11 protein-coding genes are annotated in these 10,472 nt (G+C 71.8%); 6 read left to right on the top strand and 5 right to left on the bottom strand.

Annotated elements, in window-relative coordinates; translation table 11 throughout:
• Positions 1-879, top strand: an 879-nt coding sequence (locus tag AIIKEEIJ_RS18105; protein ID WP_161996283.1) for a PD-(D/E)XK nuclease family protein, incomplete at its 5' end; no start/stop codon positions are given.
• Between the two features lie 6 nt (positions 880-885).
• Here AIIKEEIJ_RS18105 and AIIKEEIJ_RS18100 read toward each other — a convergent pair.
• The gene (locus AIIKEEIJ_RS18100; RefSeq protein WP_029544562.1) at positions 886-1,278 is read right to left on the bottom strand and encodes a DoxX family protein; all 393 of its coding nucleotides are present in this window, start codon (positions 1,276-1,278) and stop codon (positions 886-888) included.
• A gap of 103 nt (positions 1,279-1,381) precedes the next feature.
• On the opposite strand from AIIKEEIJ_RS18100, the gene AIIKEEIJ_RS18095 reads away from it, so the two are divergent.
• Positions 1,382-2,449 (top strand): potassium channel family protein, encoded by a 1,068-nt coding sequence (locus tag AIIKEEIJ_RS18095; RefSeq protein WP_006942770.1) that lies wholly within the window; start codon positions 1,382-1,384, stop codon positions 2,447-2,449.
• 26 nt (positions 2,450-2,475) lie between these two features.
• Positions 2,476-3,378 carry an NAD(+) diphosphatase gene (gene nudC, locus AIIKEEIJ_RS18090; protein WP_050035451.1) on the top strand — a complete coding sequence of 301 codons (903 nt, stop codon included), beginning with the start codon at positions 2,476-2,478 and terminating at the stop codon, positions 3,376-3,378.
• A gap of 5 nt (positions 3,379-3,383) precedes the next feature.
• On the opposite strand, the gene AIIKEEIJ_RS18085 is transcribed toward nudC, so the two are convergent.
• Entirely contained in the window at positions 3,384-3,995 is a 612-nt protein-coding gene (locus AIIKEEIJ_RS18085) for a TetR/AcrR family transcriptional regulator (protein WP_081705051.1), read from the bottom strand.
• 103 nt (positions 3,996-4,098) lie between these two features.
• On the opposite strand from AIIKEEIJ_RS18085, the gene AIIKEEIJ_RS18080 reads away from it, so the two are divergent.
• A complete protein-coding gene (locus AIIKEEIJ_RS18080) occupies positions 4,099-4,941 on the top strand; it encodes an SDR family NAD(P)-dependent oxidoreductase (protein WP_161996282.1) in 843 nt (280 codons plus the stop codon).
• Between the two features lie 36 nt (positions 4,942-4,977).
• Here AIIKEEIJ_RS18080 and AIIKEEIJ_RS18075 read toward each other — a convergent pair whose 3' ends face one another.
• Positions 4,978-5,232 carry a mycoredoxin gene (locus AIIKEEIJ_RS18075; protein WP_043797086.1) on the bottom strand — a complete coding sequence of 85 codons (255 nt, stop codon included), beginning with the start codon at positions 5,230-5,232 and terminating at the stop codon, positions 4,978-4,980.
• Between the two features lie 114 nt (positions 5,233-5,346).
• Between AIIKEEIJ_RS18075 and AIIKEEIJ_RS18070 the strand changes: the two genes are divergently transcribed.
• A complete protein-coding gene (locus tag AIIKEEIJ_RS18070; RefSeq protein WP_238406460.1) occupies positions 5,347-7,479 on the top strand; it encodes an ATP-dependent DNA helicase UvrD2 in 2,133 nt (710 codons plus the stop codon).
• Positions 7,480-7,862: 383 nt separating this feature from the next.
• A complete protein-coding gene (locus tag AIIKEEIJ_RS18065) occupies positions 7,863-8,141 on the top strand; it encodes a WhiB family transcriptional regulator (protein WP_043797088.1) in 279 nt (92 codons plus the stop codon).
• Between the two features lie 21 nt (positions 8,142-8,162).
• On the opposite strand, the gene AIIKEEIJ_RS18060 is transcribed toward AIIKEEIJ_RS18065, so the two are convergent.
• Both AIIKEEIJ_RS18060 and AIIKEEIJ_RS18055 read right to left on the bottom strand, forming a co-directional pair.
• Positions 8,163-9,494 carry an ABC1 kinase family protein gene (locus AIIKEEIJ_RS18060; protein WP_029544549.1) on the bottom strand — a complete coding sequence of 444 codons (1,332 nt, stop codon included), beginning with the start codon at positions 9,492-9,494 and terminating at the stop codon, positions 8,163-8,165.
• A 58-nt stretch (positions 9,495-9,552) separates the two neighbouring features.
• Complete coding sequence (locus AIIKEEIJ_RS18055) at positions 9,553-10,413, bottom strand: hypothetical protein (protein ID WP_161996280.1); 861 nt, start codon at positions 10,411-10,413, stop codon at positions 9,553-9,555.
• Positions 10,414-10,472: the final 59 nt, after the last annotated feature.

Genomic DNA, 10,472 nt, shown 5'->3' with positions numbered 1-10,472 from the left:
GAGAACCCGATGACCGCGGATCCGCACACCGCCGTGTGGCCGCGCGATCCCCTCGGGGTGCGGCGTCCCTTCGTCGAGCAGGGCGCGGCCCTGGTCCTCGCGATGCTCGAGGAGCCCGAACCCGAGCCCCCGGCGACCCCGGACGACGACCCCGACGACTGGGCCGCGGACGTCGACGCGCTGCTCGCCGAGCGGGCCCGGCGCGCCGAGCAGCGTGCCGAGGTGATGCTGCCCGCCCAGATGTCGGTCAGCCAGCTGGTGGATCTGGCCGCGGACCCGGCCGCGCTGGCGGCGCGGCTGCGCCGTCCGTTGCCGTTCCGGCCGAATCCGCTGGCGCGCCGCGGCACCGCCTTCCACGCGTGGCTCGAACGGCGATACGGCGCCACGCGGCTGCTCGACCTCGACGAACTGCCCGGCGCGGACGACGCCGGCGGCGACGAGACCGAACTCGACCGGCTCCAGGAGGCGTTCCTGCGCTCGCGGTGGGCGCAGCGCAGCCCGGTGGAGGTGGAGGTTCCGTTCGAGACGTCGCTGGCCGGGGTGGTGATCCGTGGCCGGATCGACGCGGTGTTCGAGGACTCGGACGGCGGCTGGACGGTCATCGACTGGAAGACCGGCGCCGAGCCCGACGAGGACCGGCTCGAGGCGGTGGCGATGCAGCTGGCCGCGTACCGACTGGCCTGGGCGCAGCTGATGGCCGCCCGCACGTTCCGCGCGACGGGCCGACCGGCCGTGCCGCCTCTCGACAAGGTGCGGGCCGCATTCCACTACGTGCGCACCGGGCGGACCATCGCGCCGGAGGACCTGCCCGGCGCCGAGCGGCTGGACCGGTTGGTGCGCAGCGCCGGCGCGGACCGCCCGTCGGCCGGCGAGCGGTAGCGGCGGTCAGCGGCGCGGGGCGTTGCGCCGCGCCGTGAGAGCCTGGGCGATCAGGGGCACCTGCAGCGGCAGCCGGGCCACCGCGACCGCCTTCGCGGCCGGGGAGAGCCGCTCGCTGCGCAGCCATGTCACGGCCATCTGCACGTTGGCGGGGAACACCGCGATCAGCAGGGCCGCGGCCAGCGTCCCGCCGAGCCGCCGGGTCCGCGGAATCGCAAGCGCCGTCCCGGCGGTCAGCTCGGCCACCCCGGAGACGTAGGTATAGGTGCGTGGCGAGCCCGGCAGCGCCGTCGGCACGATCCGGTCGAACGGCCGGGGGGAGGCGAAGTGCGCCGCGCCCGCTCCGAGGAGGAGCGCGGACAGCCGCAGCGCCGCGCGCTGGGACGGGAGTGTGGACATGCGCGCCACACTAGCGGCCGACGCGTAGGCTGCGAGCCGATGTCAGCAACGAGAACGTCGGTGACCGCGTCACCGGAGCCGAGAACACCGCGGGAGCGCCGCCATGCCGGGTAGGTTGCGTGCCCGCTTCAGCCGTTCCGACGTGCTCACCGAGCGCCCGGACTTCGCGCTGGTGGGCATCCTGCGGGTGCCGCAGCTGCAGACGAGCCCGAGCCGGGCCATCACTCGCCGCGTCGGATATGCGGTGGTGGCGTTGACATTCGCCGTGCTGGTGGTCTACCTCGACCGGGACGGCTACCGCGACGCCCAGGGCGACGCACTGTCGCTGCTGGACTGCATCTACTACGCGACCGTCTCGCTGTCGACCACCGGCTACGGCGACATCACCCCGTTCACACCCGAGGCGAGACTGATCAACGTCCTGGTCGTCACGCCGTTGCGGATTTTCTTCCTCATCGTCCTGGTCGGTACCACGCTCTCGGCACTGACCGAGAGTTCGCGCCAGGCGTTCAAGATTCAGCGTTGGAGGCGCCGCGTGCGTAATCACACCGTCGTCGTCGGATACGGCACCAAGGGCCGTACCGCGGTGGATGCGATGCTGGGCGACGGGGTTCCGCCGTCGGACATCGTCGTCGTCGACACCGATCCGGTGGTACTCGAGACCGCCGCCGGGCAGGGGCTGGTGACGGTACAGGGCTCGGCGACGAAGTCGGATGTGCTGCGCCTGGCGGGCGTTCAGCACGCCGCCGCGATCATCGTCGCCGCCAACCGCGACGACACCGCGGTGCTCGTCACGCTCAGCGCCCGCGAGATCGCCCCGAGGGCGAAGATCGTCGCGGCCATCCGCGAATCGGAGAACACGCATCTGCTGCGTCAATCGGGCGCGGACTCGGTGGTCATCTCGTCCGAGACGGCGGGCCGGTTGCTCGGCATCGCCACCACGACGCCGAGCGTCGTGGAGATGATCGAGGATCTGCTCACCCCGGAGGCGGGATTCGCGATCGCCGAACGCGACGTCGAACCGAACGAAGTGGGTGGATCGCCCCGGCACCTGTCCGACATCGTGCTCGGAGTCGTGCGCGACGGCCGCCTGCTGCGCGTGGGGTCCCCCGAGGTCGACGCCGTGGAGGCGGACGACAAGCTGCTCTACATCCGGCGGGTGTCGGGCTGAGCCCGCGCCGCCGCTAGGGTGCAGTCGTGAGCCGTTTCCAGCTGTCCGACACCCCCCTGCTCTCCCGTGCGGTCGTCGACCGCGCCGAGGAGTTGCGGGGCGACGCCGCGGCCCTGCACGACGGTTGGTCCCGGGCCCATCTGCTGCGGGTCGATCGTCGCGGGCAGGTGCCGGTGGACGGCGACGCCCTGGTGTTCGCCGCGGCGGTGGAGCTGGGACCCGAGCCGGTGCCCGGCGCGGTGTTCCTCGGTGTGCGCGGCGACCGGCACGTGTGGGCGATCCGGGTGCTCGCCCAGACCGGAACGGTCGCCGACCTGCGCCGCATCGGCGACCGGCTCGACGACGCCGACGCGGGTCTGATGGTGACCGCGGTGGCCCTGCTCAACTGGCACGACAACGCGGGCTTCAGTTCACTGGACGGAGCGCCGACCGAGCCGACCCTGTCCGGCTGGTCGAGGATCAGCACCAGCACCGGTCACGAGGAGTTCCCGCGTACCGACCCGGCGATCATCTGTCTCGTGCACGACGGCGCGGACCGGGTCCTGCTGGCGCGACAGCCGGTGTGGCCGGAGCGACGGTTCTCCGTGCTCGCCGGGTTCGTCGAGGCGGGGGAGTCGCTCGAGTCCTGCGTCGTGCGGGAGATCCGCGAGGAGGTCGGCGTCGACGTGCGAGACGTGCGGTACCTCGGCAGCCAGCCGTGGCCGTTCCCGCGGTCGGTGATGATCGGGTTCTCCGCCGTCGCCGATCCGGAGCATCCGCTGGCCTTCCTCGACGGGGAGATCGCCGAGGCCCGTTGGTTCACCCGCGACGAGGTGCGGGCCGCGCTGGCGCTCGGCGACTGGGCCTCCCCGGCCGACGCCCCGTTGTTGCTGCCGGGATCGATCTCGATCGCCCGGGGCATGCTGGAGGGCTGGGTCCGGGGGAACTGAACCGGTCAGGACCCCGGCCTCGGCAGACCGGTGAGCACGGTCTCGACGAGGTGATCGGTGTATTCGTAGGTCAGCGGACCGGAGCGCAGCAGCCAGCGCTGGGCGACGGGGGCGAAGAGGGTGTCGACGACGGCGTCGAGATCCACATCGGGGGACAGCTGACCCTGTCGCTGCGCCGCGCGCAGCCGCTCCTTCTTCATCTGCCGCGTCGGCTCGTCGAGACGACGGGAGTATTCGGCGGCCAGGGACTCGTCCTCGAGTACGGCGACGGTCAGCGCGCGCAACGGCCGTTCGAACCGGGGATCGTTCAGTTCGTCGACGGTGGCGCGCAGCACCGCCCTCATGTCGGCGACGAGATCGCCCGTGTTCGGTAGGCCCTGCGGGTCCTCCGGTTCGCCGCCCACGTTTGCGTTGAGGTAGGCGTCGAGCAGCACCGATCCCTTCGACGACCACCACCGGTAGATGGTCTGTTTCCCGACGCCGGCTCGGGCAGCGATCGCCTCGATGCTCGACTTGCTGTAGCCCACTTCACCGACCAACTCCACCGCGGCGGTCAGGATCGCTGTCCGGGCGGCGTCGCTGCGGCGGGTGGTTCTCGGCGGCATGGAACCCAGCATAGCCAAATCGAGACGAGACGGACCGTCTTGACAAGAGGGAACGAGGATCGCATACTCACATGGCGAGACGATCCGTCTCGTCTAGATTCGAGGAGGCGCCGGTATGGTCGAGCAGCGGATATGGCTGGTCACGGGGGCAAGCCGAGGGCTAGGCCGAGCGTTCACCCGGGAGGCGCTCACCGCAGGAGACCGGGTCGCCGCTCTTGCCTGCACCGCAACCGCCGTGCCCGAGTTCCGGGACGACGAGCGGGTGCTCACCGTCGACGTCGACGTGACCGACCGGTCGGCGGTGTTCGCGGCGGTCGATCGGGTTGTCGACCACTTCGGGCGCCTCGATGTCGTCGTCAACAACGCCGGGACGATGTGGACGGGCTTCGTCGAGGAGTTCACCGAGGAGCAGGCACGCGCTCAGATGGAGACCAACTTCTTCGGAGCGCTGTGGGTCACGCAGGCGGTGTTGCCGGCGCTGCGTCGGCGCCCGGGCCGCCTGCTGCAGATCTCCAGTGTTGCGGGGATCGCGGCATTTCCCACCACCGGGTTGTACAGCGCCAGCAAGTTCGCACTGGAAGGACTGAGCGAGGCGGTCGCTGCCGAGGCTGCACACTTCGGGGTCGCCGTGACGATCGTCGAACCCGGCGGATACTGGACGGACCTGTACAAGGACATGCCCGCCACCGCGCCGCTCGACGACTATGCGGCGCTGCGCGCCGAGATGGCAGCGACGTCGGCCGCCGGCGGCGTCGACAGCGAGCCGGCGCTCGCCGCGGCCGCGGTCCGGGCAGCCGTGGACAGCGACGCCCCGCCGAGACGGTTGATCCTCGGCAGCGTCGTCTACGACGCCGCGGTCGGACTCGCGCAGGAGCGCATCCGGGACTGGGCGGCATGGGAGCAGGCCAGCCGGGCAGCCGAACACGCCGTGCCGGCCCCGCCGGGATACACCACCTGAGCTCCTCGGTGCTCCCGGCGGATGCGGTGCCGTCGGCTAGAGACCGAGCGCCTGCTTGACCGCGGACAGCGGGGGATTGGTCGCGGTGCTGCCGTCGGCGTACTGCACGGTGGGAACGACGTGGTTTCCGTCGTTGACGCTGCCGACGAACTCGGCGGCGGACGGGTCGGCCTCGATGTCGATCTCGGCGTAGCCGATGCCGTGCTCGTCGAGCTGGCTCTTGAGGCGGCGGCAGTAGCCGCACCAGTCGGTGGTGTAGAGCGTCAGGGCGGGAGCATCGGTCGTAGTCACGGTGCGCACAACAACTCCGGGGCACCCGCTGTTCCGCGCGACGGTGAAATGTGTTCTCCACCACAGTCGGTGTGGGCCGGAGGCCTGTCACCGCGTCCTGCCATGATGGAGCCCATGCGAGCAGATGCATCGGTGGAGGGCCTGGATCCTCAGCAGGCGGCGGCGGTCCTCGCGCCGCGGGGCCCGGTGTGTGTGCTCGCCGGTGCCGGGACGGGAAAGACCCGGACCATCACCCGCCGCATCGCGCACCTGGTGTCCCACGGACACGTCGCGGCCGGCCAGGTCCTCGCCGTCACGTTCACCGCCCGCGCCGCCGGGGAGATGCGCGGCCGGCTGCGCGAACTCGGGGTGGGCGGCTCGGGGCCGCAGGTGCAGGCGCGTACCTTCCACGCCGCCGCGCTGCGGCAGCTGCGCTACTTCTGGCCGCGAGTGGTCGGCGACACGCCGTGGCAGCTGCTCGACCGCAAGTTCGCCGTCGTCTCCCAGGCCGCGCACCGTGCCGGGTTCGCCACCGACACCGACACCGTGCGCGACCTGCTCTCGGAGATCGAGTGGGCCAAGGGTTCGCTCGTCGCGCCGGAGGACTACCCGGCCGCGGTGGCCCGGGCCCGGCGTGAGCCCCCCGCCGACGCCGGACGGGTGGCTGCCGTCTACGCCGGCTACGAGTCCCTCAAGGTGCGCGACGACGGTATCTTCCTCGACTTCGACGACCTGCTGCTGCACACGGCCGCCGCGCTCGAGGAGCACACCGCCGTCGCCGAGGAGTTCCGCGACCGCTACCGCTGCTTCGTCGTCGACGAGTACCAGGACGTCACGCCCCTGCAGCAGCGCGTGCTCGACGCGTGGCTCGGCGACCGCGACGACCTCACCGTCGTCGGCGACGCGAATCAGACGATCTACTCGTTCACCGGTGCCACCCCGCAGTATCTGCTCGACTTCTCCCGCCGATTCCCGGACGCCACCGTGGTCCGGCTCGAACGCGACTACCGTTCCACGCCGCAGGTGGTGTCCCTCGCCAACCGGGTCATCGGTGCGGCACGCGGCCGCATCGCCGGGACCCGCCTCCAGCTCGTCGGCCAGCGCCCGCCCGGACCCGAGCCGGCGTTCGCCGAGTACGACGACGAGCCCGCCGAGGCGCAGGCCGTGGCCAAGTCGATCGCGAAGCTGCTGGGATCGGGGGTGCCCGCCGCCGAGATCGCGGTGCTCTACCGCATCAATGCCCAGTCGGAGGCCTACGAGCAGGCGTTCACCGAGGCCGGTATCCCGTATCAGGTCCGCGGCGGCGAGGGCTTCTTCACCCGCGCCGAGGTGCGCCAGGCGGTCGGCGCGCTGCGGCAGGCCCACGGCCGCGACGACCTGCCCGCGGGCGCCGATCGCGGCGCCGCCCTCGTCACGCTGGTGCGGGCGGTGCTCGCCCCGCTCGGCCTGACCGAGGCCGAGCCTGCCGGTGCGCAGGCCCGTGAACGGTGGGAATCTCTGCGGGCGCTCGTGCAGCTGACCGAGGAGCTCCTCGGGCACGAGCCCGACCTGGATCTCGACGGTCTGCTGCGTGACCTGGCGGCGCGGGCCGAGGCGCGGCACCCGCCGACGGTGCAGGGCGTGACGCTCGCGTCGCTGCACGCGGCCAAGGGCCTGGAATGGGACGCGGTCTTCCTCGTCGGCCTCACCGACGGGACCCTGCCCATCGTGCACGTCGTCGGCGACAGCTCCACGCCGCCCGACGAGGCCGGCATCGAGGAGGAGCGCCGCCTGCTGTACGTCGGGGTCACCCGCGCCCGCGTGCACCTGCAACTGTCCTGGGCGCTCTCGCGCACCGAGGGCGGCCGCCGGTCGCGGCGGCGGTCCCGGTTCCTGCACGGTCTGATCCCCGACGACTCGCCGGCCTCCCGGATCGCGGCCCCCGCGTCGCCGAAACGTAAGCGGCCGCAGTGCCGCGTGTGCGGAAAGCCTCTGATGGGGTCGTCCGCGACCATGCTCGGGCGCTGCGAGGGCTGCCCGTCGGACCTGGACGAATCGCTGCTGATGGCGCTGAAGGACTGGCGCCGGGAACGTTCCAAGGAGATGAAGGTCCCCGCCTACGTGGTGTTCAGCGACAACACGCTCATCGCGATCGCTGAGCAGCGGCCGGGCGACGACCGTGCCCTCGTCGCCATCCCCGGCATCGGGGCGAAGAAACTCGAGCAGTTCGGCGCGGACGTGCTCGCCGTCGTGCGCGGTGAACGCGCGCCCGATACCCTCGATCTGTAGCGGTTCGCAAAGATGCGGTAAAACCGCAGGTAGAAAATGGGTTGTGCGATCGACGGCCGAGTTCCTAGGCTGGAGGTCGATGTCACGGGAAAGGCCCGTGCGCGGACGACGAAGGAGGTGGCCCCGATGCTCGGCTTCGATGCAGCTGCAGTGGTGGTCGCCGCCCCCGTCGCCGGCGCCCCCGTCGCCGCCGGCGCGTGCACTCCGCGCGTCGCCCGCGTGCGAGCAGCCGCCCCTTCGTCCGTGCCCCGAAGCCACCGAGGTTCACCCCGGTAATCTTCATTCGCCTTCCGGCCACGGACACCGCCCAGCGGACCGTGGCCTTCTTCGTCTTCTGCCCGGTTCGCGCATCGCATCCGAACCAGACAGAGGAGACATCCATCGTGCAGACCGCAACGCTCGACGTCGACCATACGACGCGCGTGCGCGAGTTGCCTTGCCGCGACGGCGATCCGGACCTGTGGTTCGCCGAATCACCGACCGAACTGGAGCGAGCCAAGGCGCTGTGCGGCCGGTGCCCGATCCGCGCTCACTGCCTCGCCGCGGCACTCGACCGTGCCGAGCCGTGGGGCGTGTGGGGCGGCGAGATCTTCGAACGGGGTGTCGTCGTCGCCCGCAAGCGTCCGCGGGGACGCCCCCGCAAGGAACTGGTGTGCGCCTAGGCCGGACCGGCTGCCGGGAGGTCAGTCCACCGGATCGGTGAATCCCGGCAGCCACGCCGACAGGATCCGCATGTACGGCGCGTGCGCGTCCAGTTGCGCGCAGATACCGACGGAGCCGAGGAGTACGCGGACGATGTTCGCGTACTCCGGCGGCAGGTTCAGTGCCCGCGCAGTGCGGAAGTTGGATCCGGAGAAGTCGGTGGCGGTGCCCGCCGCCTTCTGCAGCCAGGCCCGGGTGAAGTGGAACGACTCCGTGTGGATCGGATCCGTGAACGGGCGCAGGTAGTCCGCGATCTCCTGTTCGGTGACCTCCCGGCCCGGCAGGACGAACCGGTTCTCGTAGAGCAGCGTGGTCAGCTCGTCGAAGCGCTCCTCGAGGGCCAGCCGCACCATCCGGCCCAGCACCGGCGGCAACCCGTTCGGCATCGCGGCCGTGGCACCGAAGTCGATGACGCCGAGCCGGCCGTCGTCGAGCAGCATGAAGTTGCCCGGGTGCGGATCGCAGTGCAGCAGCCCCACCTGTGCCGGGGACGCGAAGTGGAACTCGGCCAGCAGCGCCCCGGCCCGGTTGCGCTGCTCGCGGGTTCCCTCGGCGATGATCATGGAAAGCGGTGTCGCCGTGAGCCATTCGGTGACGAAGACCTTCGGGGAGCTGGCGACGACCCGCGGCACGACGAACCGGGGATCGTCGGCGAACACCCTGGCGAACGTCCGCTGGTTGTCGGCCTCGATCCGGTAGTCGAGCTCCTCCTCGGTGCGCGCGGTCAGCTCGTCGAGCACGGCCCGCACGTCGGTGCCCGGCATCACCGTCGCGAACAGTCCCGCGAACCGCGACAGGGTGCGCAGATCGGCGCGCAGCGCCTCGTCGGCGCCCGGGTACTGAACCTTCACCGCGACCTCGCGGCCGTCCGCCCACACCGCCCGGTGGACCTGGCCGATGCTCGCCGAGGCGGTGGGAATGTCGTCGAACGAGGCGAAGCGCTCCCGCCAGCGGGCGCCGAGCTGCTGATCGAGGACGCGATGGACCGCCTTGGCCGGTAGCGGCGGCGCCGCCGACTGCAGCTTCGTCAGCGCCTCCCGGTACGGCTCGGCGAACTCCTCCGGCACCGCGGCTTCCATCACGCTCAGCGCCTGGCCCACCTTCATGGCTCCGCCCTTGAGCTCGCCGAGCACCGTGAACAGCTGCTCGGCCGCCTTCGCCGCGAGCTCGGCATCGATCTCCTCGCGGTCCCCTCCGGCCAGACGCCGGCCGAATCCCACCGCGGCGCGACCGGCGATCCCGAGGGGGATGCTGGCGAGCTTGGCGGTGCGGGAACTGCTTCTGCGGGGGATTTCGGCCACGCCCACCATCATGCCTGACGGCGTCAGACCGGCGCGGTGCGCCGCTGCGTGACCGGCGCGGTGCGCCGCTTCACGCGGGTGTGCCTCCGCACCCGCAGTCCGGGTGCCGGAACCAGCGCCGCGACGTGAGTCGATGGCTGCGCAGATCCACCTCGAGGGTCCGGTCCAACGTCGCGGGCGGCGTGGACGGCGAGGCGGTGAGAATCGCGTCGAGCTGTCCGAGGGCGAGGGCCGCGGTCGCCAGCACCGCTGCGGGCTCCGCACACCCGACGCGGTCGCACAGCTGGGCGGCCAGCTGCGGCCAGTGCGGATCGAGATCCGTGCGGGTCAGATCGGCGCAGCGCAGGCAGCTCGTGCGGCCCGGGACGACGAAGGGGCCGACGATGCCGCGGCCGTCGCGCAGCAGTACGGGCAGATGCGGCACACGGTGCCGCATCAGCTCGCGGACGAGACCGGGGTCGGGCACCAGCGCGTCGGTGAGCAGCACGCACTGCGCGTCCCAGCGGGCGACGTCGCTGTCGCCGGTGTAGACGGCGGACCGGCGCAGCCGCGTGCCCGACACCGTCAGTTGGGCGACCAGCGCGTCTGCCAGTGGCCCGCGTCCGTGCACCCGCACCCGGGGGACCTGCAGCGCGGCTACGCCGGGATCACGGACCGCACCGAGGGCGGTCAGCTCGTCGAGCAGGGCGGTGACGGCGGCGCCCGGCAGCCCCGCCCGCGCGGTGCGGGCGAGGATCTCCTCGCGCGACGAGCGCCCGTCGAGCAGGCGCAGCACCGTCGAGAGTCCGAACGCGTCGAGCCCCGCGTCGGGGGACAGGACGGCCGCCGTGTCCGGACCCCACCCGAGTTGTACCGTCCCGTCCGGTCGGTGGAGCACCTCGAGGGCAGGGTCGAGCGCCGGTCCGGACTGTGGATGCGTTGCCGTGGTCATGCCGTCAGCCTGACAGCAAACCCGCCGCACCACCTGTGCCCGAGGCGGGTTGTCCACAG

Origin of the sequence: Rhodococcus sp. YH1, assembly GCF_009939605.1 — a bacterium.
GTDB lineage: Bacteria > Actinomycetota > Actinomycetes > Mycobacteriales > Mycobacteriaceae > Rhodococcus > Rhodococcus aetherivorans.
The sequence above is the reverse complement of the archived record's forward strand: the minus strand, read 5'-3'. Positions and strand labels throughout refer to the sequence as shown.